General features: G+C 69.4%; 21 protein-coding genes. 11 read left to right on the top strand and 10 right to left on the bottom strand.

All coding sequences use genetic code 11. The features are described from left to right. The first annotated feature begins 134 nt into the window (after positions 1–134). Positions 135–2552: a TonB-dependent receptor domain-containing protein gene (locus E5843_RS04225; RefSeq protein WP_141065699.1), complete on the top strand. Its 2418-nt coding sequence runs from the start codon at positions 135–137 to the stop codon at positions 2550–2552. 64 nt (positions 2553–2616) lie between these two features. Here E5843_RS04225 and E5843_RS04220 read toward each other — a convergent pair whose 3' ends face one another. Together E5843_RS04220 and E5843_RS04215 are read right to left on the bottom strand one after the other, a co-directional pair. Beyond that, positions 2617–3228 (bottom strand): HutD/Ves family protein, encoded by a 612-nt coding sequence (locus E5843_RS04220; RefSeq protein WP_136411923.1) that lies wholly within the window; start codon positions 3226–3228, stop codon positions 2617–2619. Between the two features lie 185 nt (positions 3229–3413). After that, a complete protein-coding gene (locus tag E5843_RS04215; RefSeq protein WP_136411922.1) occupies positions 3414–3761 on the bottom strand; it encodes a ComEA family DNA-binding protein in 348 nt (115 codons plus the stop codon). A gap of 198 nt (positions 3762–3959) precedes the next feature. Here E5843_RS04215 and E5843_RS04210 point away from each other — a divergent pair, with 198 nt between their 5' ends. Then, positions 3960–5453: a M20 family metallopeptidase gene (locus E5843_RS04210; RefSeq protein WP_134672835.1), complete on the top strand. Its 1494-nt coding sequence runs from the start codon at positions 3960–3962 to the stop codon at positions 5451–5453. A 94-nt stretch (positions 5454–5547) separates the two neighbouring features. Continuing rightward, positions 5548–5811, top strand: coding sequence for a GlsB/YeaQ/YmgE family stress response membrane protein (locus E5843_RS04205; protein ID WP_136411921.1), 264 nt, complete (start codon positions 5548–5550; stop codon positions 5809–5811). A gap of 119 nt (positions 5812–5930) precedes the next feature. Here the strand turns inward: E5843_RS04205 and cysC are convergent, their stop codons facing one another. The 3 genes from cysC to E5843_RS04190 are packed head-to-tail and all read right to left on the bottom strand — an operon-like array spanning position 5931 to position 10167. Then, complete coding sequence (gene cysC / locus E5843_RS04200; protein WP_136411920.1) at positions 5931–7772, bottom strand: adenylyl-sulfate kinase; 1842 nt, start codon at positions 7770–7772, stop codon at positions 5931–5933. Beyond that, positions 7772–8731: a sulfate adenylyltransferase subunit CysD gene (gene cysD, locus E5843_RS04195; RefSeq protein ID WP_134672832.1), complete on the bottom strand. Its 960-nt coding sequence runs from the start codon at positions 8729–8731 to the stop codon at positions 7772–7774. The genes cysC and cysD overlap by 1 nt, the downstream gene beginning before the upstream one ends. Before the next feature lie 32 nt (positions 8732–8763). Further along, positions 8764–10167: a mannose-1-phosphate guanylyltransferase/mannose-6-phosphate isomerase gene (locus E5843_RS04190; protein ID WP_141065698.1), complete on the bottom strand. Its 1404-nt coding sequence runs from the start codon at positions 10165–10167 to the stop codon at positions 8764–8766. A 90-nt stretch (positions 10168–10257) separates the two neighbouring features. Between E5843_RS04190 and murU the strand changes: the two genes are divergently transcribed. After that, positions 10258–10983 (top strand): N-acetylmuramate alpha-1-phosphate uridylyltransferase MurU, encoded by a 726-nt coding sequence (gene murU / locus E5843_RS04185; RefSeq protein WP_136411919.1) that lies wholly within the window; start codon positions 10258–10260, stop codon positions 10981–10983. Here the strand turns inward: murU and hda are convergent. From hda to E5843_RS04170, 3 genes are read right to left on the bottom strand one after another with little or no spacing between them, the layout of a single operon-like run. Continuing rightward, a complete protein-coding gene (gene hda / locus E5843_RS04180; RefSeq protein ID WP_136411918.1) occupies positions 10980–11729 on the bottom strand; it encodes a DnaA regulatory inactivator Hda in 750 nt (249 codons plus the stop codon). The two genes, murU and hda, sit on opposite strands and share 4 nt — an antisense overlap. A gap of 13 nt (positions 11730–11742) precedes the next feature. After that, a complete protein-coding gene (locus E5843_RS04175; RefSeq protein ID WP_141065697.1) occupies positions 11743–12903 on the bottom strand; it encodes an AI-2E family transporter in 1161 nt (386 codons plus the stop codon). A gap of 6 nt (positions 12904–12909) precedes the next feature. After that, on the bottom strand, positions 12910–13989 hold the full coding sequence (locus E5843_RS04170) for a DUF2066 domain-containing protein (protein ID WP_166815884.1): 1080 nt from the start codon (positions 13987–13989) through the stop codon (positions 12910–12912). A gap of 155 nt (positions 13990–14144) precedes the next feature. Here E5843_RS04170 and purM point away from each other — a divergent pair, with 155 nt between their 5' ends. From purM to E5843_RS04150, 4 genes are read left to right on the top strand one after another with little or no spacing between them, the layout of a single operon-like run. Next, complete coding sequence (gene purM, locus E5843_RS04165; protein ID WP_136411917.1) at positions 14145–15191, top strand: phosphoribosylformylglycinamidine cyclo-ligase; 1047 nt, start codon at positions 14145–14147, stop codon at positions 15189–15191. Between the two features lie 3 nt (positions 15192–15194). Then, entirely contained in the window at positions 15195–15881 is a 687-nt protein-coding gene (purN, locus tag E5843_RS04160) for a phosphoribosylglycinamide formyltransferase (protein WP_244240830.1), read from the top strand. A 9-nt stretch (positions 15882–15890) separates the two neighbouring features. Next, positions 15891–16610 (top strand): DUF3108 domain-containing protein, encoded by a 720-nt coding sequence (locus E5843_RS04155; protein WP_136411916.1) that lies wholly within the window; start codon positions 15891–15893, stop codon positions 16608–16610. 5 nt (positions 16611–16615) lie between these two features. Then, positions 16616–17335, top strand: coding sequence for a DUF3108 domain-containing protein (locus E5843_RS04150; protein ID WP_425478406.1), 720 nt, complete (start codon positions 16616–16618; stop codon positions 17333–17335). A gap of 90 nt (positions 17336–17425) precedes the next feature. Here the strand turns inward: E5843_RS04150 and murA are convergent, their stop codons facing one another. Continuing rightward, entirely contained in the window at positions 17426–18685 is a 1260-nt protein-coding gene (murA, locus tag E5843_RS04145) for a UDP-N-acetylglucosamine 1-carboxyvinyltransferase (protein WP_136411915.1), read from the bottom strand. A 61-nt stretch (positions 18686–18746) separates the two neighbouring features. Further along, the gene (locus E5843_RS04140; protein ID WP_134672823.1) at positions 18747–18986 is read right to left on the bottom strand and encodes a BolA family protein; all 240 of its coding nucleotides are present in this window, start codon (positions 18984–18986) and stop codon (positions 18747–18749) included. Positions 18987–19114: 128 nt separating this feature from the next. On the opposite strand from E5843_RS04140, the gene E5843_RS04135 reads away from it, so the two are divergent. Genes E5843_RS04135 through lptC form a run of 3 tightly spaced genes read left to right on the top strand, consistent with a single transcriptional unit; the run spans position 19115 to position 21255 of the window. Beyond that, complete coding sequence (locus E5843_RS04135; RefSeq protein WP_136411913.1) at positions 19115–20122, top strand: KpsF/GutQ family sugar-phosphate isomerase; 1008 nt, start codon at positions 19115–19117, stop codon at positions 20120–20122. A 36-nt stretch (positions 20123–20158) separates the two neighbouring features. Further along, positions 20159–20698 carry a KdsC family phosphatase gene (locus tag E5843_RS04130; RefSeq protein WP_136411912.1) on the top strand — a complete coding sequence of 180 codons (540 nt, stop codon included), beginning with the start codon at positions 20159–20161 and terminating at the stop codon, positions 20696–20698. Further along, positions 20695–21255 (top strand): LPS export ABC transporter periplasmic protein LptC, encoded by a 561-nt coding sequence (gene lptC, locus E5843_RS04125; protein ID WP_141065696.1) that lies wholly within the window; start codon positions 20695–20697, stop codon positions 21253–21255. Before E5843_RS04130 ends, lptC begins: the two co-directional genes overlap by 4 nt. Positions 21256–21257: the final 2 nt, after the last annotated feature.

The raw sequence follows: 21257 nt of genomic DNA, 5'->3' as shown, positions 1-21257 counted from the left end.
GCCGTCTTTTATTGCGAATCGTTCTCATTATAATTCGCATCGGAGGCGGGAGCCGCCTCCCTCCTGCGACGCCGTCCAGCCACCGCCAGACCCGGCTTCAGGATCCTTCCGTCCCGATTCCCGGAGCCACCTGGATGCACGCAGTTTCCCCTCGCCGGCATACCCGCCCGCGCCGCCACCTGTTGACCATCGCCCTCGCCTTCGGCCTGAGCGGCCAGGTGCTCGCCGATCCGGCCCTGCAGACCCGTGATTTCGACACCATCGTGGTCACCGCCACCGGTTTCGAGCAGAAGATCACCGACGCGCCGGCCAGCATCACCGTCGTCACCCGCGACGAGCTCGCCCGCCGCCCGTACGCCAACCTCGTCGATGCGCTGCGCGACATCGAGGGGCTCGACGTCGGCATGGAGAGCACCGACAAGAACGGCGAGGCCACCATCAGCATGCGTGGCCTGGGATCGGACTACACGCTGGTGCTGATCGACGGTCGCCGTCAGAGCAATGTCGGCGACCTCTATCCGAACAACTTCGGCGGCGGGCAGTTCAGCTTCGTGCCGCCGATGGAGGCGATCGAGCGCATCGAGGTGGTGCGCGGGCCGATGTCGACGCTGTACGGCTCCGACGCGATGGGCGGGGTGGTCAACATCATCACCCGCAAGGTCGGCACGGCCTGGCATGGCGCCGTGACCCAGGCACATACCTTCCAGCAGGAAGACGAATTCGGCGATGCGCGCAAGACAGATCTGTACGTGGGCGGGCCACTGGTCGCCGAACGGCTCGGGCTGGCGGTGCGCGGCAGCTGGTACGACCGCGACGAGTCGATTCCCGACTGGGATCCGCTGCCGCTGCCCGACGGCACGCTGTGGGACCGCACGCTCGGCTTCGGCGGTGGCGGCAAGCAGGTCGCCGCGACCAACTGGAATGCCGGCGTGCGCCTTGCGTTCACTCCGAACGACGACCACGACATCCTCCTCGACTACGACCGCTCGCGGCTGAAGTACGACAACTCCAGCGGCCAGACCGGCACGCTCGACAGCATCGAGAGCCTGTGGCGGACCGGCAACGCGGTGATCCCCGCGCCCGGCGGCACCGGCACCGTGACCCGCCGCGTGGTGCAGCCGCGCGTCGGCTACACCGCCTACCAGCGTTACGAGCGCGACCAGCTCGCGCTGAGCCATGTCGGCCGCTGGTCCTTCGGCACCAGCACCACCAGCCTCACCCGGCACGAAAGCAGCAATCTCGGCCGTTCGCTGCCGCTCACCGTCGCCGAACGCGGCGAACTGCAGACCTTGTGGAACGACGTCTGCGCGCGTCGCGGGCAGGCCGCCTACTGCAACAACGGCACCGGCCTGGCTGGCATCGAATCCAGTCGCCTGACCGCCGCGGAACTCGCACGCCTGCAGGCCTTCCTGCCAAGGCAGCTGCGCACGCTGGAGCTCGAGGGCCTGGTGTTCGACACCATGCTGGAGTTGCCGCTGGGCGACCACGTGGTCACCGTCGGCGGCCAGTACGACGACACCGACATGGAGGACGGCGTATTCGGCATGGACGGCGCGGGCTTCCGCGACGGCACCATCCAGAAGCACCGGCAGTGGGCGCTGTTCGCCGAGGACAACTGGGCGTTCACCGACGACCTCACCGCCACCTTCGGCCTGCGCTACGACCACCACAACATCTTCGGCAGCCATGTCAGCCCACGCGCCTACCTGGTCTGGGATGCCAGCCAGGCGTGGACGGTGAAGGGCGGCATCAGCACCGGCTACAAGGCGCCGAAGCCGAACTACCTGTTCCCCGGTATCACCGGATTCGGTGGCCAAGGCGTCTCGCCGATGGTCGGCACGCCGACCCTGCAGCCCGAGACCAGCACCAACGTGGAGCTGGCGACCTATTACGACGGGGGGCGCTGGGGCTTCAACGCCACCGCGTTCTACAACCGCTTCAGGGACAAGATCGCCACCGGTGACAACTTCGCCAACTGCGAGGTGGCACCGGCGGGCAGCGGCTACTGCGTCGACATCGGGCCGGGCTGGGCCGCGCTCGGCTACACGACCTTCAGCCAGCGGGTGAACATCGACCGCGCCGAAACCCGTGGCGTGGAACTCGCCGCGCACGCCGACCTGACCGACACCCTGGCGCTGCGCGGCAACTACACCTGGACGCGCTCCGAGCAGAAGAGCGGCGACGACGCCGGCCGACCGGTCACCGGCAACCCCGCCGAGCACATCGCCAATGCGACGCTGGAATGGATGCCGATCGACGTGCTGACGGTGTCGCTGATCGGCGAAGGCCGCTACGACCGCTACCGCGACTACGACGCGGTGGCCGGCCAGGAGCGCTGGTACGCCGACTACACCGTGTTCTACCTCGGTGCCTCGTGGCGGATCACCGACGCGTTCCGGCTCAACGCGCGTATCAACAACCTGTTCGACAAGGACTTCATCGAGCAGACCTGCACCCTCGCCGACACCCGCGACAGTTATGTCTGCGTCGACGACTACCTGGTGAAGGACCAGCGGCGCAATCTCTGGCTGTCGGCCAGCTACCGCTTCTGAGTCGGCGCTCCGGCATCCGCCGGGGCCACCCGGATGCGCTGCGTGCAGCGCATCCGTAGCGAGATCAAGGGCTGTCCAGTTCCGTGCCCGGCACGTGCGGGCAGATGCGGATCGCCAGCAGTTCACCGCCGCCATCGAGCAGGAAGCGCCGACGCATTGGCTCGTCGAGGATCGCGGTGTCGCCCTGCGCCAGTGGCGGCAACATCCCGCCCTCGAAGCGCGCCTGCCCGGCCAGCAGGTGCAGCGCCCAGCGCGTGTCCGCATCGGCGAAGAACAGCATCGGACCGACCACCGGCCGATGCCAGAGGTCGACCTCCACGGCCTGCGGACGCCAGATCAGGTTGAACACCTCGACCCGGCCGTCCGGCGTGGCATGCGGAGGCTCGGCACCGTTGAAGCGGATGCGCCCGTACGGTGGCTGCAGACGATTGCTGCGGCCATCGGGAAACGCGAGTTCGAGGCCCTCGCCCTGCAACAGCACCTGTTCGCGCCCGGTATCGGGGAACGGTGAGTACGGGCCCGCCTGCTCGATGTCGGCGATCGACAGCCGCCAGTCCCACCGCTCGTCAGTACCGCCGACGGCGCAGATCTCGCGGGTCCAGCCACGCCCGTTGCGCCAGCGGCTGCGGGTGTATTCGTTCGCCGGAATCACCCGGCTTCCGGCGGTGTCGTCCATTCGCCCGAGTGTAGCGGCGCCCGGGCCCCCATCGTGCCTTCCCTGCACGATGCCGCCCCACCCCGGCATCCGGCCTCGGGTGGAGCGGCGAACCTCCCTGTCGTTCCGGCGTCCGTGCCGGACTCCCGGAGCACTCCTGCTCCTGTCTGGCGGCCGAGCGTCCGTGCGCGGCCCCAGGTACTCCTTCAGCGCTGCGGACGCGTCGCCGCGGTCGCGGTGGCAGCCGCCGCGGCAGGACGCACGGCCGGCCGCCGCGCGGGCGCCGCACCCAGCTCGATGCGGTCGCGGTTGAGTTCCACCGTGCGCAGGCCGATGCCCTTGACCATGGCCAGCTGCTCGACGCTGCGGAACGCGCCGTGTTCCTTGCGGTGCTCGATGATTGCCTCCGCCTTGGCGGGGCCGACATTGACCAGCACGCGATCGAGCGTGGCGGCATCGGCGGTGTTGATGTTGACCTTCTCGCTGGCCCAGGCCGCGCCGGCCAGCAGCAGCGAGAGCAGTGATGCGCACAGTGTTTTGGCGAACAGGTTCATGACGGTTCCTTCCGTATGGGTGGGCTTCCTGCCGGCGCGGTCCGCGCCGGTATGCACAGTGTCGGGAGGCCACCGATCCGCGCCTATCGCCCGACCCTCCAGTCGCGCACCGGGCAAAGCCGGCCGGGGGCGTCGGAAAAGTCCGATCGGGCCGCGGGGGCTAGAATGGCGGTCTTCCGCCGTATTCCAGGAGTCGCCATGGACGCCAGCAAGGTCGATCGTTTCGTCGCCGGGAAATGGGACGACGACATCGTGCCCCAGCTCGTCGAGTACATCCGCATCCCCAACAAGTCGCCGATGTTCGACGCCGACTGGAAGGCGCACGGGTATATGGACCAGGCCGTCGAACTGATGGCGGGCTGGGCGCGCCGGCAGGACATCCCCGGCATGCAGGTGGACGTGATCGAGCTGGAAGGCCGCACGCCGCTGATCTTCATCGAGATTCCCGCCGCGCATGGCGGCCGCGACGACGATTGCGTGCTGCTATACGGCCATCTCGACAAGCAGCCAGAAATGACCGGCTGGGACGACGACCTCGGCCCGTGGAAGCCGGTGCTGCGTGGCGACAGGCTGTACGGTCGCGGCGGCGCCGACGACGGCTACGCGATCTACGGTTCGCTGGCTGCGATCATGGCGCTGCACGAACAGCAACTTCCGCACGCGCGTTGCGTGGTGCTGATCGAGGCCTGCGAGGAATCGGGCAGCTACGACCTGCCCGCCTATGTCGACCACCTCGCCGAGCGCATTGGCAAGCCCTCGCTGGTGGTGTGCCTGGACTCGGGTTGCGGCAACTACGACCAGCTGTGGTGCACCACCTCGCTGCGCGGCCTGGCCGGCGGCAACCTCACGGTGAAGGTGCTCGACGAGGGCGTGCATTCGGGCGATGCCTCGGGCGTGGTGCCGTCGAGCTTCCGCCTGCTGCGCCAGCTGCTGTCGCGCATCGAGGACGAGGACACCGGACGCATCCTGCTCGAAGGCCTGCATGCGGAGATCCCGGGCGAACGCCGCGAACAGGCACAGCGCGCGTCCGACGTGCTCGGTGACGAGATCTATTCCAAGTTCCCGCTGCTGTCGGGCATGCGGCCGATGAACGACGACCTCGCCGAGCTGGTGCTCAACCGCACCTGGCGTCCGGCGCTTTCGGTCACCGGCGTCGGCGGCATTCCGTCGCTGGATTCGGCCGGCAACGTGCTGCGTCCGCATACGGCGGTGAAACTGTCGCTGCGCCTGCCGCCCACCGTCGACGGCAAGCGTGCCGGCGAGCTGTTGCAGCGGGCGCTGACGCAGAGCCCGCCCAACGGCGCGCAGGTCACCCTGGAGCTGGAGAAGGCCGCCACCGGGTGGAATGCGCCAGCGCTGTCGCCGTGGCTGGAAACCGCGATCAACGACGCCAGCGAGGCCTTTTTCGGCCGCCCGGCGATGTACATGGGCGAAGGCGGCTCGATCCCGTTCATGGGGATGCTGGGAGAGAAGTTCCCGGGTGCGCAGTTCATGATCACCGGCGTGCTCGGCCCGCATTCCAATGCCCACGGCCCCAACGAGTTCCTGCATATCCCGATGGGCAAGCGCGTGACCGCGTGCGTCGCGCGGGTGATCACCGAGCACCACCAGGCGAGCCTGCGGGGCGAAACCACGGGTTCGGCCGTGGCCGCCGACAGCGGCAGCCGCCACGGCGACCACGGCTGCTGCTGAGGCCCGATCACGCCCTCTCCGTGCGCACGTGGCGGAGAGGGCTGACCCCGTTCACTGCCGGTATGCTTGCCCCTGGCTCATCACAGGGGGCGCCATGGCACCGTTCGGCAGCAGCAACTGGCTCTACATCATCCTCATCGGCCTGGTGGTCGGCATCCTCGCGCGCCTGGTCACGCCCGGCAGGCGCCGCATGGGCGTGATCCTGACCTGCCTGCTCGGCATCGGTGGTGCATTGCTGGGCACCTGGGGCGGCCAGCAGATGGGCTGGTACGCGCTGGGACAGACGGCCGGATTCTTCGGTGCGCTGCTCGGCGCCATTGTCATCCTGGGCCTGCTGCAGCTGTTGCGTCCGCGCTGATTCCTGCCGCTGATGTCCGGCCCGCGCCGCGGACAAGTGCGACCGAAGGCGGTGAGATCAAGCAGACGACGGATGGTTCGTTCCGCGTCTTTCGCGTGGATCCGCGGCTGAAACCGGGCTCAGCCCCCGCCGTCCAGCACATAGGCAATCACGCGCTCGGCCAGTACCTGTGCGTCGTCGTGCACGGTGTCGAGCACCAGCTCCGGGTCTTCCGGCGGCTCGTACGGTGAGTCGATGCCGGTGAAGTTCGGCAGCTCGCCGCGGCGCGCCTTCGCATACAGGCCCTTGGCGTCGCGCCGCTCGGCGTCTGCCAGCGGGGTGTCGACGAACACCTCGATGAAGTCGCCGGCGTCGAACAGCGCGCGCGCGGCCGCACGCTCGGCGCGGAACGGCGAGATGAAACTCACCAGCACGACCAGGCCGGCATCGGTCATCAGCCGTGCGACCTCGCCGATGCGGCGCAGGTTCTCCACCCGGTCCTCGTCGGTGAAGCCGAGATCGCGGTTGAGGCCGTGGCGCACGTTGTCGCCATCGAGCAGATAGGTGTGCAGGCCGCGGGCCAGCAGGCCGCGTTCGACGAGGTTGGCGATGGTCGACTTGCCGGCGCCGGACAGTCCGGTGAACCAGATGCAGCGCGGCCGCTGCCCCTTCAACGCGGCGCGTGCGCTGCGGTCGACATCCAGCACCTGCCAGTGGATGTTGTCGGCGCGCCGCAGGCCATGCCGGATCATGCCGGCGCCGACGGTGGCGCGGCTGAGCGGATCGACCAGGATGAAGCCGCCGAGGGTGGCGTTCTCCGCATACGGCGTATACGCAATGGCGGCATCGAGCGAGATCACCACTTCGCCGATCTCGTTGAACTCCAGCCGCTTGGCGGCCAGCGGCTGCAGGCTTTCGGGATCGTGGCGGAACTTCAGCTCGCTGATCCGCGCGCCGACGGCACGCGCGCCACTCTTGAGCTGGTAGCGGCGGCCGGGCAGCAAGGGCGCCTCGTCGAACCACAGCACCTCGGCGACGAACTGGTCGGTGTGCGGCAACGGCGCATCGATCGCGGCCAGCACGTGCCCGCGGCCGGCATCCACGTCGTCGGCAAGTTGTACCGCCACCGCCTGCCCCACCTGCGCTGCCGCCGCAGGTACGCCGGCGACGGTGAGGGATGCGATCCGGCTTGCGATGCCGCTGGGCTCGATCCGCACTTCATCACCCGCGCGGACCGAACCCGACGCGAGCGTGCCGGTGAGCCAGCGGCCGCCGTCGGCGTCGCGCAGCACCGACTGCAACGGCAGGCGCAACGGCAGCGCCGGATCCGGCGCATCGACCTGCACGCCCTCGAGGTGCTCAAGCACGCTGGGGCCGTGGTACCAGTCGATCGACGTCGAGCGCGCGGTGACGTTGTCGCCCACCGCCGCAGCCACCGGGATCGCCACCACATCCGCAATGCCGAGTTTCCCGGCATGCGCGCGGAAGCTCGACGCGATCGCCTCGAAGACCGGTTGCGCATAACCCACGCGGTCCATCTTGTTCACCGCCAGCAGCACGTGGCGCACGCCGAACAGCGACAGGATCGCGGCGTGGCGGAAGGTCTGCGGCAGCAGGCCCCTGCTGGCATCCACCAGCACGATGGCCAGGTCCGCAACGGACGCGCCGGTCGCCATGTTGCGGGTGTACTGCACGTGCCCGGGACAATCGGCGATCAGGAAGCGCCGCCGCGTGGTCTGCAGGTGGCGCCAGGCGACATCGATGGTGATGCCCTGCTCGCGCTCGGCGTCGAGGCCGTCCAGCAGCAGCGCGTAGTCGACCTCGCCACCCCGGGTGCCATGGCTCGCGCTTGCGCGTGCGAGCGCTGCGCGCTCGTCGTCGGGCACCCGACCGGCTTCGTGCAGCAGGCGTCCAATCAGCGTGCTCTTGCCATCGTCCACGCTGCCGCAGGCGATCAGGCGCAGGAAATCCGTGGTCGCCATCAGAAATACCCTTCCCGCTTCTTCTTCTCCATCGAGTCGCCATCGGCGTGGTCGATCAGCCGACCCGCGCGCTCCGACAGCGCGCTGCGCTCCATTTCCTCGATCACCGCATCGAGGTCCGTGGCATCCGACTCCACCGCCCCGGTGAGCGGATAGCAGCCGAGCGTGCGGAAGCGGACCCGGCGCTGCTCGACGGATTCGCCGTCGCGCAGCACGAAGCGCTCGTCGTCGACCATGATCCAGGTGCCGTCGCGCCGCACCACCGGACGCTCGGCGGCGAAGTACAGCGACACCACGTCGATCGCCTCGCGACGGACGTAGCGCCAGACATCGAGCTCGGTCCAGTTCGACAGTGGAAACACCCGCACGCTCTCGCCGGTGCCGACACGGGCGTTGTAGAGGTTCCAGAGTTCCGGGCGCTGTCGGCGCGGATCCCAGCGGTGCTTCGCGTCGCGGAACGAGAACACGCGCTCCTTGGCCCGCGACTTCTCCTCGTCGCGACGCGCGCCACCGATCGCCGCATCGTAGCCACCGGCTTCCAGCGCCTGCTTCAGTGCGAGCGTCTTCATGACCTCGGTGTGCACGCTGGCACCGTGACTGAAGGGACCGACGCCGTCGCGCACGCCGTCCGGGTTGATGTGCACGCGCAGGTCGACGCCGGTTTCAGCGGCCCGGCGATCGCGGAAGGCGATCATCTCGCGGAACTTCCAGGTCGTATCGACATGCAATAGCGGAATCGGCGGCGGTGCCGGTGCGAATGCCTTCAGCAGCAGGTGCAACAGCACCGAACTGTCCTTGCCGATCGAGTACAGCATGACCGGGCGACGGCTTTCCGCCGTGACCTCGCGCAGGATGTGCAGGCTTTCCGCCTCGAGGCGGTCGAGATGATCGGTCACGGTCAGGGTCGCAGACTGCTGTGGTGTGCATTGTAGGCAATCGGCGATACATCGATCCTGCATGGCGAGCGCAAGCCGCCATCCCGCACGCCGCCTCAGCTCCGCCCGTACACATCCTCGTAGCGGACGATGTCGTCCTCGCCGAGGTAACTGCCGGACTGCACCTCGATCAGTTCCAGCATCTCGCCGGCCGGATTCTCCAGCCGGTGGCGCGCACCCAGCGGGATATAGGTCGACTGGTTGGCGTGGAGATCGAATACGTCGTTGTCGCGGGTCACCCGGGCGGTGCCACGAACCACGATCCAGTGCTCGGCGCGATGCGCATGCGACTGCAGCGACAACCGTCCACCCGGCTTCACCTTGATCCGCTTGACCTGGAACCCGTCGCCGACGTCGATCGAGTCGTAGCTGCCCCAGGGCCGGTGCACTTCGCGGTGCAGCACCGCATGGCTGCGCTGGTCGGCCTTGAGCCGGGCGACCACGTCCTTGACCTGCTGCACGCGGTCCTTGCGCGCCACCAGTACCGCGTCGTCGGTCTCCACCACCACCAGGTCGTCAACGCCCACCAGGGCCACCAGCCGGCGCGAGTATGCGTAGCTGTTGCGGCTGTCGACCGCGATCACGTCGCCATGGCCGGCGTTGCCGTGCTCGTCCTGCTCGCTGACGTCCCACAAGGCCGACCACGAGCCGACATCGTTCCAGCCGATGTCGACCGGCAGCACGCGCGCGTCGGCGGTCTTCTCCATCACCGCGTAGTCGATGGAATCCGAAGGGCTGGCGGCGAACGCGTCGCGATCGAGGCGGACGAAGTCACCGTCGCGGCTGGCGGCATCGAACGCGCGGCGCACCGCATCGAGGATGTCGGGGCGGAAGCGCGCGAGTTCATCGAGGTAGCGCGAGGCGCGGAACAGGAACATGCCGCTGTTCCAGACATGGTCGCCGCTGGCGAGGTATCCGCGCGCGGTCTCCGCATCGGGTTTCTCGACGAAGCGCAGCACCGGGCGCACGCCCTCGCCGGGACCGGCCTGGATGTAGCCGAAGCCGGTCTCGGGTGCCGATGCGCGGATGCCGAACGTCACCAGCGCGCCTGCGTCCGCCGCCGGCAGCGCTTCACGCACGGCGGCATGGAACGCGGGGACGTCGCGCACCACGTGGTCCGAGGGCAGCACCAGCAGCACCGGATCGTTTCCACCGGCGCGCGCTTGCAGGGCCGCGGCGGCGATCGCCGGCGCCGTGTTGCGCCCCACCGGCTCGAGCACGATGTCCGGCACCGGCGCGCCGATCTGCCGCAGCTGCTCGGCAACCAGGAAGCGGTGTTCCTCGTTGGCGACGACGATCGGCGTCAGCGTGGTCAACGCGGCGGCGCGCGACCACGTGTCCTGCACCATCGTCGCGTCTCCCGCCAGCGGCAGGAACTGCTTCGGGTAGGCCTCGCGCGACAGCGGCCACAACCGCGTGCCGGAGCCACCGGACAGCAACACCACCTGCAACATGGCCATTCGCGCTCGCTCGTTCGCACCGACTGGGCGCGCAGTTTACCCTTGGCCGCCCCGAACGCCGGCGTCGCCGGCCGCGCAACGGAGCATCCGATGAAAGCGCTGATCTTCGCTGCCGGCTTCGGCGAGCGCATGCGACCGCTGACCGAAACCACGCCGAAGCCGCTGCTCGCGGTCGGCGGCAAGCCACTGATCGTCTGGCATCTGGAGAAGCTGGCAGCGGTGGGGGTCGACGAGGTCGTGATCAACACCTCATGGCTGGCACGGCGCTTCCCGGCCGAACTCGGCGATGGCGAGCGCTGGGGCCTGCGCATCCACTACAGCCACGAGGGTGAGGTGCCGCTGGAAACCGGTGGCGGCATGTGGAAGGCGTTGCCGCGCCTCGGCAACGCTCCCTTCATCGCTCTCAATGGCGATGTCTGGACCGATTTCGACTTCGCCACCCTGCCCGCGCAACCGGCCGGCGATGCCCACCTGGTGCTGGTCGACAACCCCGACCACAACACCGAAGGCGACTTCGTCCTCCACGCCTCCGGTGACGTCGGCGCGGAAGGTGCGCAGCGACTCACGTTCGCCGGCATCGGCGTCTACCGCGCGTCGCTGTTCGACAACTGGACGCAGGTGATCGGCGATGCGCCGGGCGCGCGCGACACGCCACCCCGCTTCCGCCTTGCGCCGTTGCTGCGGGCTGCCATGCGCGAAGGCCAGGTCACCGGCAGCCACCACCGTGGGCGCTGGACCGATGTCGGCACGCCACAGCGGCTGCAGCAGCTGGACGCGGAGCTGTCCGGCGGACCGTTGCTCGTCGGAAGCGCCTAGCCGCGGCCCGCCGGGCTGCCCGCACCGTCGGAGCCAGCCTCCGCAGCCAGCACCTGGCGCAGGAACGGCACCGTCACCCGGCGCTGGGCGGCCAGCGATGCACGATCGAGCTGGTCGAGCAGCCGCGTGAGTCCGCCGAGGTCGCGGCCGACGCGGCGCAGCAACCAGTCGATCGCGGCCCCTTCGATCACCAGCCCACGCCGCAGCGCGCGGCATTGCAGCAGCTCGCGCCGTCCGTCGTCATCCAGCGGCGCCAGCGCGATGACGGTGCAGGCCGCCAGCCGCGAGCGCAGGTCCGGCAGGCCGATCGCCAGCCCCGCCGCCGGCGTGTCCGCGGTATAGAGCAGCCGGCGCCCGCCGTCCATCGCGCGGTTGTGGAAATGGAACAGCGCGACCTCGTCGTCGCGCGTACCCGGCACCGTATCGAGGCCATCGAGCGCGATGAAGTCGCAGGTGTCGAGTGCCTCCAGCGCACCGGCCAGGCGGCCGGCCGCGCTCGCCAATGGCAGGAATGCACTACGCAACCCGGCGGTTTCCGCATGCGCGCAGGCGGCCAGTGCGAGGTGGGTCTTGCCTACGCCCGGCGGGCCCTGCAACAGCACGCCGCCGCGTTCATCGCCGGTCGCCAACGCCTGCAGCTGCGCGAGCGCGCCCGTCGGCGCACCGACGAAAGTATCGAAGCGCTGGTCGGGCGGATACCGCAACGCAAGCGGCAGCTGCGCGGCGCCGGGGACCGGGGTACTCACCGTGTTGGCCCCGTCAGTCCCTGTCGACCCGCGGCAAGGTGTCGGTCACCACCAGCGCGCGGTCATCCACGACCAGGGTGCTCGGCGTACCGGTGTACAGGCGGCTCGCCTGGTAACGCTCGTGCGCATAGCGCAGCAGCACGTTCGCCACCGCCGCCACCGGCAGCGCGATCAGCATGCCGACGAAGCCGAACAGCTGGCCGCCGGCCATCACCGCGAAGATCACCGCGACCGGATGCAGGCCGATGCGGTCGCCGACCAGGCGCGGCGTGAGCACGTAGCTTTCGAACAGCTGGCCGGCGGTGAACACGATGGTGCCGAGCAGCAACAGTTGCCAGTCGAAGCCCTGCGCCTGCACCACCGCCGCCAGCAGCATCATGATCAGGCCGACCGTGGCGCCGAGGTACGGCACGAAGCTGATCAGGCCCGCGATCAGCCCGACCAGGATGCCCAGGCGCAGGCCGATCAGCTGCAGGCCGATGGCGTAGAACGCGCCCTGCGCCAGCATCACCAGGAACTGCCCGCGCAGGAACGCGGCCAGCGACTCATCGGATTCCCTTGCCAGCCGGGCCACCGTGGCGTGGTGGTCGCGGGGGATCAGCTGCGACACCCGGGCCACCAGCGCGTCCCAGTCACGCAGGAAGTAGAACGTGAGGATCGGCACCAGCACCAGGTTCACCACCAGTGCGATGAGCGCAAAGCCCGAGCGCGACACATAGGACATGAACGTGGTCGCCACCCCACCGGCCTGCTGCCAGTGTCCGCGCACCCAGGTGATGAGGCGCTCCGGATCCATCCATTCGGAGATCTCGATGCCAAAGCGGCGCTCCATCCACGGAATCGCCGTCCCCATGAGCCATTCGCCATAGACCGGCAGGCTGTCGATCAGCGTCACCACCTGCCGTTCGATCATCGGCACCAGGATCAGCAGCACCAGCACCAGCAGCAGCACCATCAACAGGAACACCAGCGCCACCGCGGCGCCGCGCGAACGGCCGGTGCGCTCGATCCGGTCCACCAGCGGATCGCCGAGCCAGCCCAGCAGCGCCGCCAGCACGAACGGCGTCAGGATCGGCCCCAGCGCGCCGATCAGCCACAGCACGGCAAAGGCGACCAGGCCCCACTGCAGGCGCTTGAGGAAGGTCGCGATGGATTCGTCGGCACGCTCACCCATGGCCGGTCACCGGACCATCCGGAAGGTCGGCGTGCCGGTGACATCCTCGACCTCGGCGAGCACGTCGCGGTTGGCCATGCGCCGAAAGCCCGGCAGGCCGGTCACCAGTTCGAGTTCGTATTCCACCCCGTCCGCCGTCGCGCGCATCGGCACCGCGCGGCGCACCACCGGCATCGCCTGCAGCGTCGACGCCAGGCGGATGAAATCGTCGCTGCTGGCCAGGCCGGTGAACACCACCCGGTAGTTGCCCGGCTCGCCCACCGGCGCGACGCGTGCGTAGCGCTTCACCAGCGCGTCGGCGGCGCCATCGGCGCCGGCGCTCATCGCCTGGCGGGCATCGCCACGCTCGCTGGTCCACTCCGACAGCACGCGGCCGTTGTCGACAAAGGTCCAGTCCGCGCGCCAGCCACTGCCGGCGCGCTGCAGCTTGCCGATCAGCTGCATCGGCGGCTGGTAGCGGGCGGACAGGCGCGCGATCGCCGCGGTGTCGCCGCGCCAGATCGCACCCACGCCCGCCTGTTCGGCGGCACTGCCGCGCGGCAGGCCGAGCTGGTAGCCGCGCTGGCGGGCACGCTCCAGCACCGGGCGCACCACGTTGTTCTGCTGCAGGCTCACCAGGCGCGGCCCGGAGCCATCGTCGATGGCGAGCCACAGCACCGGCTTCGGCCGTGGTTCCGGCCAGACCGGGAGACCCAGCGCCGCGGCCAGGCCGTCCACGGCCTCGCGGTCGAAGCGCACCACCAGCGTGGTCTGGAAGCTCGGCGCGCCGGTGGCGGACACGCCCTCGTCCTGCCGGTAGTCGTAATGCTCGGCGTACTGCGCGGCGCGCCGCAGCTCCTGGCCCACGCCGGGCCGCGACGACGCCGAAGCATCGCCGGAGATTTTCCCCAGCACCTGCGCCAGCGCCCGGCTCAGCGCCGGACCACGGGCCGCGTCGCTCTGGCTGCCCACCGGCACCTCGGCCTCGTACAGCCCCTGCGCGCGCGCGCTGTCGCCTTCGACACGCTGCGCCTGCACGGGCGCAACCAGCGCGGCCGCCAGCAGCAGCCCCGTCATCCATCCCGCCATCCGGCCACCCAACGACATGCCTGGTCCTTCGCGCTGCGACAAACGCGCGAATGGTGCCACAACTGCGCGCTCGCCCATGAAACGCCCGCGCTGCCTGTCAGGTGCGGGTGGCGCACGGCCGACGCCTCGCCGCGCCTGCTAAAATCGCCGGTCCGTCCGCCTCGGCCGCATCCGTGACCCAGCCTACCCCGCTCACCTATCGTGACGCCGGCGTCGACATCGACGCGGGCAACGCGCTCGTCGAACGCATCAAGCCGCTGGTCAGGCGCACCCATCGCCCTGAAGTGATGGGCGGGCTTGGCGGCTTCGGCGCGCTGTTCGACCTCTCCGGGCGTTATCGCGAACCGGTGCTGGTCTCGGGAACCGACGGTGTCGGCACCAAGCTCAAGCTGGCGCAGCAGCTCGGCCGCCACGACACCATCGGCATCGACCTCGTCGGCATGTGCGTCAACGACGTGCTGGTGCAGGGTGCCGAGCCGTTGTTCTTCCTCGACTATTTCGCCACCGGCAAGCTCGATGTCGACACCGCGGCGGCGGTGGTCGGCGGCATCGCCCGTGGCTGCGAACTGGCCGGCTGCGCGTTGATCGGCGGCGAGACCGCCGAGATGCCGGATATGTATGCACCGGGCGAGTACGACCTTGCCGGCTTCACCGTCGGTGCGGTGGAGAAGTCGCACCTGCTCGACGGTTCGGCCGTGCGTGCCGGCGACGTGCTGCTGGGCATCGCGTCGTCGGGCCCGCATTCCAACGGATATTCGCTGGTGCGGCGCATCTACGACCGCACCGGGCAACCGGCCGATCTCGACCTGGGCGGCGTGCGGCTGATCGACGCGCTGATGGCGCCGACCACGCTGTACGTGAAGCCGGTGCTCTCGCTGCTCGACGACGCCTCCGGGTGCACGGTGCATGCGATGGCCCATATCACCGGTGGCGGGCTCACCGAGAACATCGTCCGCGTGGTGCCGGAAGGCCTGGGTGTCGCCATCGACGCCAACGCGTGGCCGCTGCCGCCGGTGTTCGAGTGGCTGCAGCGCGAAGGCGCGGTCGCACGCGAAGAGATGTGGCGCACCTTCAACTGCGGCATCGGCTTCGTACTGGTGTTGCCCCAGGATGCGGTTGCAGCCGCCGAGCGGCATCTGCGCGAGCAGGGCTTGGCGCACTGGCGGATCGGCGAAGTGGTCACGGCCGGCGGCGCCGGCGACCGCGTGCGCATCGGCTGAGCCTTGGCCGCGGTCGACCCGGCGGCTGCAGCGGCCACCTGCCGCATCGCGGTGCTCGCATCCGGGCGCGGCAGCAATCTGCAGGCGCTGCTGGACGCGATTTCCGCCGGCACCCTTGATGCAGACGTGGTCGGCGTGTTCTCCGACCGCGCCGGCGCGCCCGCACTGGCGCGCGCGCGCGCGGTCGGCATCCCCGCCCACGCACTTTCACCACGCGACTATCCCAGCCGCGACGCCTTCGATGCCGCCCTGTTCGACGCGGTCGATACCGTCGCGCCCGACCTGATCATCTGCGCCGGCTACATGCGCCTGCTGGGTGCGGCCGTGGTCGCGCCGCGCAGCGCGCGCATGATCAACGTCCACCCCTCGCTGCTGCCGGATTTCAAGGGCCTGCACACCCACCGCCAGGCGCTGGCTGCCGGCGCTACCCGGCACGGCGCCAGCGTGCATTTCGTGACGGCCGATCTCGACGGCGGCCCGGTCATCTCCCAGGTGCCGGTACCGGTGTTTCCGGGCGATGACGAAACCAGCCTGTCCGCGCGCGTCCTCGAGCGCGAACATCCGTTGCTGGTGGAAACCGTGCGCCTGCTGGCGCAGCGTCGCATCAGCCTCGGCGATGACGGCGTACTGCTCGACGGCCGCTCACTCGCGGGGCCGCTTCAGCTGGCAGCCAACAACCGCTTCGCATGATGCCGCGGCATGAAAGCCCTCCTCTCCGTCCTGCTCGTTCTGTCGGCCGTCCTGTGCGGCAGCGGGCGCGCCGCCGAGCTGGCCCCGTTCCTCGCCAGCTACGAGGCGTGGTACCGGGGCCGCCACGCCGGTGACGCCACCATGCGTGTGGAGCAGGCGGGAGGTGGACGCTGGGAGGTCTCACTCGGCATCCGCGGCCGCCACGGCTTTGCCGGCCTTGCGCGCGTGAACATCGAGCAGAGCACACAGTTCGACATCGCCGATGGCCACTATCGCCCGCTGCGCCAGGAGACCGTGCGCAAGGCGCTGGTGTTCACCCGTCGCGCCACCGGCAGCTACGACTGGAATGCACGTGAAGCGCAGTGGAGCGGCGATGTCAGCAAGCGCCGCCGCGCACCGGTTCCACTGCGCGATGGCGACATGAGCGCCCTGCTGATCAACCTCGCGATCATGCGCGATGCTAAGCCCGGCGCCACCCTGCAGTACCGCTACGTCGACGGCGGCCGCGCACGCGACCATGTCTACCAGGTGGCGCCGGAACCCGAGATCGTCGAGGTCGGCGAGCTCAGCTACAACGCACTGCGCGTTTCACGGATCGACGAAGGCCGCGATGCCATGATCGTGTGGATCGCGGATGGCGTGCCCACCCCGGTGCGCATCCTGCAGCTGGACGACGAAGGCGAAGCCGACGTCGACCTGCGACTAATCGAATACCAGGGAGTCCAATGACAATGATGGCCCGTACCAATCCGATCGCCCGCAGCGCATGGAAGCGTCTTGCCGCCGGCGCGCTGCTGATGGCCGCGTGCGGCGCCGCGAGCGCGATGGAGCCGTTCACCGCCCGCTACAACGCGAAGTTCATGGGCATGGAGGCCACCGGCACGATGAAGCTCGAGGCTGCCGGCAACAACCGCTACAACTACAGCCTGGACGTCGCCGGCATGGGTGCACGGATGGCGCAGAAGACCACGTTCGAACGCCATGGCAATGGCTGGCGGCCGTTGTCGAGCTCCGACTCGCAGGGCGGCGAATCCGGCCTGGCGGCGATGCTGGTCAAGCGCAAGACGGTGGAGGCCACCTACGACTGGAACCGCAACGAGGCACGCTGGACCGGAGACATCGACAAGGAGGAGGCCGGGCCGGTGGCGCTGCGCGAAGGCGACGTCGATGGCCTGCTGCTCAACCTGGTGCTGGTGCAGGACGTGCAGGCCGGGCGTCCGCTCACCTATCGCCTGGTCGATGAGGGCCGCGCGCGTGAACACACCTACGCGGTGCAGGGCAAGGAAACCGTTACCGTCGGCGGGCAGTCGCGCGAGGCCACGAAAGTGGTGCGCGATGACGGGCGTCGCCAGATCACCGCGTGGATCGTCGACGGTATGCCGGTACCGGCACGCATCCTGCAGCGCCGCAACGGCCGCGACCACATCGACCTGCAGTTGCAGTCCTTGAACTGATCCGCGGAAACACCCCGTAACGAACGAAGCCGCCCGAGGGCGGCTTCATCGTCTGCAGCGATCGGCGCGCGTGGCGTGCGCCTGCCGGCTTCAATCCACCCGCTGGATGCGCGCACCGAGCGCCGACAGCTTGCGCTCGATCTGCTCGTAGCCGCGGTCGAGGTGGTAGATGCGGTTGATCTCCGTCTCGCCCTCGGCCACCAGGCCTGCGAGGATCAACGACGCCGATGCACGCAGGTCGGTGGCCATCACCGGTGCGCCGGTCAGGCGCTCGACGCCATGGACCCGCGCGCGGTTGCCCTCGACATGGATGTCGGCACCCAGGCGCATCAGCTCGCTGACGTGCATGAAGCGGTTCTCGAAAATGTGCTCATCGATGACCGCGCTGCCTTCGGCCACGCAGTTGAGCGCCATGAATTGCGCCTGCATGTCGGTCGGAAAGCCCGGATAGGGCTCGGTCACGATGTCCACCGCGCGCGGGCGACGGCCCTGCATGTCGAGGGTGATCGCGTCGCCATCGATCTCCAGCTGCGCGCCGGCTTCTTCGAGCTTGTCGAGCACGGCCTGCTGGGTGTCGGCACGCGCGGCCTTCGCGGTCACGCGACCGCCGGTCATCGCCGCGGCGACGAGGAAGGTTCCGGTCTCGATGCGGTCGGGCACCACCGCGTGGTGGCCGCCGTGCAGTCGTTCCACCCCGCGCACCACGATCCGTGACTGGCCGGCGCCTTCGATGTCGGCGCCCATCGCCAGCAGGCAATCGACGAGGTCGACGATCTCCGGCTCGCGCGCGGCGTTGTCGATGATCGTCGTGCCCGCCGCCAGCGAAGCCGCCATCAGCACATTCTCGGTGGCACCGACGCTGGGCATCGGGAACTCGATATGCCCGCCGCGTAGGCGCTGCGCGCGCGCCTTGATGTAACCATGCTCGACCTCGACCTCGGCGCCGAGCGCCTGCATCGCCTGGATGTGCAGGTCCACCGGCCGCGACCCGATCGCGCAGCCACCGGGCAGCGAGACTTCCGCCGCGCCATGGCGCGCCAGCAGCGGCCCCAGCACCAGCACCGACGCGCGCATCGTACGCACCAGTTCGTACGGGGCGACGTGGCCACGCGCTTCGCGCGCATCGATCAGAAAGCGGCTCGCCTCGACGTCGTGGCGGATGTCGGCCCCGAGCTCGCGCAACAGGCGCGCGGTGGTGGCGACATCGTGCAGATTCGGCACGTTGCTGATCTCGACCGGGCCGTCGGCGAGCAGCGCGGCGCACAGGATCGGCAGCACGGCGTTCTTGGCACCGGAGACGACGACGTCGCCGTGCAGCGGCACGCCGCCCTGGATGATGATTTTCTGCATGATTCGGTCTGGCCGGCCGCTGGTCGCCCCACGCCGGCCACGGACCGGTCAGGGACACGCCTCAGGAGCGGGCGTGCTCCTCGGGGGTCAGGGTGCTCAGCTTGAGCGCGTGAAGCGCTCCGCTCTTTATATGTTCATCGACGGTTGCGTACACCAGCCGATGGCGCGCCAGCGGCAGCTTGCCGCGGAATGCCTCGCTGACCACCAACGCCTCGAAATGGACGCCGTCATCGCCCTGCACCTCGACCTGTGCGCCGGGCAGCCCGTCGCGGATCAGGTTCTGGATCGTGGTTGCATCCAACGTGCTCGACTCCTGTTCGATTAAGCCCGCCTGAGCCGGAACGCCGGCAGCGGGCCGCCCCGGGCGCCATGGCTCGGGAACGCATTAAGATAGGACGCTTAGCCTAACGGAAAGGGTGTCGTCGAGAAATGGCCGTCGACGCAACACAGCGCGCGCCGCAGGCGCCCGGCAGCGATTTCGCCGCCAGTGGCCGTCGCGTATTCGAACTGGAGCAACAGGCCCTGCAGGCCGTGGGTGCTCGCCTCGATGGCGCGTTCTCGGCCGCCTGCAGGCTGATCCTCGACTGCCGTGGCCGCGTGGTCTGCATCGGCATGGGCAAGTCCGGCCACGTCGCGCGCAAGATCGCCGCCACGCTGGCCTCGACCGGCACGCCGGCGTTCTTCGTCCATCCCGGCGAAGCCGGGCATGGCGACCTCGGCATGATCACCGACGCCGATGTCGTGCTGGCGCTGTCGTACTCGGGCGAATCCGACGAGATCCTGACCCTGCTGCCGGTGCTCAAGCGCCAGGGCAATCCGCTCATTGCGATGACCGGCCGCGAGCGTTCCACGCTGGCCCGCGAGGCCGACGTGCACCTCGACGTCAGCGTGCCGGCGGAGGCCTGCCCGCTCGACCTCGCGCCCACCTCCAGCACCACCGCGTCGCTGGCGATGGGCGATGCACTGGCGGTGGCGCTGCTGGACGCGCGCGGCTTCACCGCCGACGACTTCGCACGCTCGCATCCGGCCGGCGCGCTCGGCCGGCGGCTGCTGCTGCACATCGCCGACGTGATGCACGTGGGTGATGACATCCCGCGCGTCGCCGCCGGCGCGACCTTTGGCGACGTCCTGCTGGAAATGAGCCGCAAGCGCCTGGGCATGACCGCGGTGGTCGACGACGACGATCGCCTGCTCGGCCTGCTTACCGACGGCGACGTGCGCCGCACGCTGGCCGACGAGGGCACCGATATCCGCACCACCCGGGTCGTCGACATCATGACCCGCTCGCCGGTGACCATCGGCGCCGATGCGCTCGCCGTGGAGGCCGCACGGCTGATAGAGACGCACAAGATCAACGGCCTGCTGGTCACCGATGCCGAGCGTCGCGTGGTCGGCGCGCTCAACATCCACGACCTGCTGCGCGCACGCGTGGTATAGCTCGCCGCTCCTCCCGATTCCGGACCCGTCACACGAATGTCTGCCGATGCCTATCCGCACGACCTGCTCGCCCGCGCCGCGCGGATCCGGCTGGCGTGCTTCGACGTCGATGGCACGTTGACCGATGGGCGCCTGACCTACGACAGCGCCGGCAACGAGAGCAAGACCTTCCACGTGCATGACGGACAGGGCCTGGTGTTGCTGCGGCGGGCCGGCATCGAGGTCGCACTGATCACCGCGCGCACCAGCCCGATGGTTGAGCGCCGCGGCGCCGAGCTGGGCGTGCGCGTGCACTGCGGCGTCGGCGACAAGCTCACCCGCGTGACCACCCTGTGCAACGAGCTGGGGCTGGACCTCGACGGCGTCGCCTTCATGGGCGACGACCTGCCCGACCTCGCGCCGATGCGGGTGGCCGGGTTCGCGGTGGCGCCGGCCAACGCACATCCGTGGACCGCGCGCCACGCGCACTGGCAGACCCAGGCAGCCGGCGGCGAAGGCGCCGCGCGCGAACTCTGCGACCTGCTGCTCGTCGCGCAGGGCCATGCGGATGATCACGCCCCCGGCGGTGCGCAATGAGCTGGCGCGGCTGGCTGGCAATCGTGCTGGTGATCGCCGCCGTGGTGTCCGGCTGGTCGGCCTGGCGCCAGCGCGCCGATGCACCGGGCACGGCCACCGGGCCGCTGCGGTCGGACTACGTGCTGCGCGACTTCGAGCTGATCGCGCTCAACAACGAGGGCCGCGAATCGTTCACCCTGCGCGCGCCGCTGCTGGAGCAGAACCCGGCCGATCGCACGATCGCCATCGAAACGCCATTGTTCCTCGTGCCCGAGCGCGATGGTGGCCGTTGGCAGGCACGGTCGCAGACCGGCTGGGTTTCGGCCAGCCATGACGAGCTGCGCCTGGAAGGCGACGTGCGCATGACCAGCCCCGACCAGGGCGGGCGCGACCTGTTGCTGACCACCACGCGCATGACCCTGCTGCCGGAGACCAACATCGCCCGCAGCGACGAGTTGGTGACCATCCAGCAGCCCGGCTCTAGAATCCAGGGGCTTGGCATGCAGGTGGACCTGACCACCAAGCGCTACGAATTCTCCTCCCAGGTGAAACAACGCTATGAACCCAGGCGCCGTTAGCG

The sequence above is a fragment of the Luteimonas yindakuii genome (assembly GCF_004803715.2).
Lineage (GTDB): Bacteria > Pseudomonadota > Gammaproteobacteria > Xanthomonadales > Xanthomonadaceae > Luteimonas > Luteimonas yindakuii.
This window is presented reverse-complemented; position numbering and strand designations above follow the sequence as displayed.

Coding starts and splice junctions, on each gene's coding strand:
- murA (WP_136411915.1), bottom strand. CDS start 18,685: ATGCAGAAAATCATCATCCAGGGCGGCGTGCCGCTGCACGGCGACGTC.
- E5843_RS04150 (WP_425478406.1), top strand. CDS start 16,616: ATGGCCCGTACCAATCCGATCGCCCGCAGCGCATGGAAGCGTCTTGCC.
- E5843_RS04155 (WP_136411916.1), top strand. CDS start 15,891: ATGAAAGCCCTCCTCTCCGTCCTGCTCGTTCTGTCGGCCGTCCTGTGC.
- E5843_RS04130 (WP_136411912.1), top strand. CDS start 20,159: ATGTCTGCCGATGCCTATCCGCACGACCTGCTCGCCCGCGCCGCGCGG.
- E5843_RS04215 (WP_136411922.1), bottom strand. CDS start 3,761: ATGAACCTGTTCGCCAAAACACTGTGCGCATCACTGCTCTCGCTGCTG.
- lptC (WP_141065696.1), top strand. CDS start 20,695: ATGAGCTGGCGCGGCTGGCTGGCAATCGTGCTGGTGATCGCCGCCGTG.
- murU (WP_136411919.1), top strand. CDS start 10,258: ATGAAAGCGCTGATCTTCGCTGCCGGCTTCGGCGAGCGCATGCGACCG.
- E5843_RS04210 (WP_134672835.1), top strand. CDS start 3,960: ATGGACGCCAGCAAGGTCGATCGTTTCGTCGCCGGGAAATGGGACGAC.
- E5843_RS04225 (WP_141065699.1), top strand. CDS start 135: ATGCACGCAGTTTCCCCTCGCCGGCATACCCGCCCGCGCCGCCACCTG.
- E5843_RS04135 (WP_136411913.1), top strand. CDS start 19,115: ATGGCCGTCGACGCAACACAGCGCGCGCCGCAGGCGCCCGGCAGCGAT.
- E5843_RS04170 (WP_166815884.1), bottom strand. CDS start 13,989: ATGTCGTTGGGTGGCCGGATGGCGGGATGGATGACGGGGCTGCTGCTG.
- E5843_RS04190 (WP_141065698.1), bottom strand. CDS start 10,167: ATGGCCATGTTGCAGGTGGTGTTGCTGTCCGGTGGCTCCGGCACGCGG.
- cysC (WP_136411920.1), bottom strand. CDS start 7,772: ATGGCGACCACGGATTTCCTGCGCCTGATCGCCTGCGGCAGCGTGGAC.
- E5843_RS04220 (WP_136411923.1), bottom strand. CDS start 3,228: ATGGACGACACCGCCGGAAGCCGGGTGATTCCGGCGAACGAATACACC.
- E5843_RS04205 (WP_136411921.1), top strand. CDS start 5,548: ATGGCACCGTTCGGCAGCAGCAACTGGCTCTACATCATCCTCATCGGC.
- E5843_RS04175 (WP_141065697.1), bottom strand. CDS start 12,903: ATGGGTGAGCGTGCCGACGAATCCATCGCGACCTTCCTCAAGCGCCTG.
- cysD (WP_134672832.1), bottom strand. CDS start 8,731: ATGCAGGATCGATGTATCGCCGATTGCCTACAATGCACACCACAGCAG.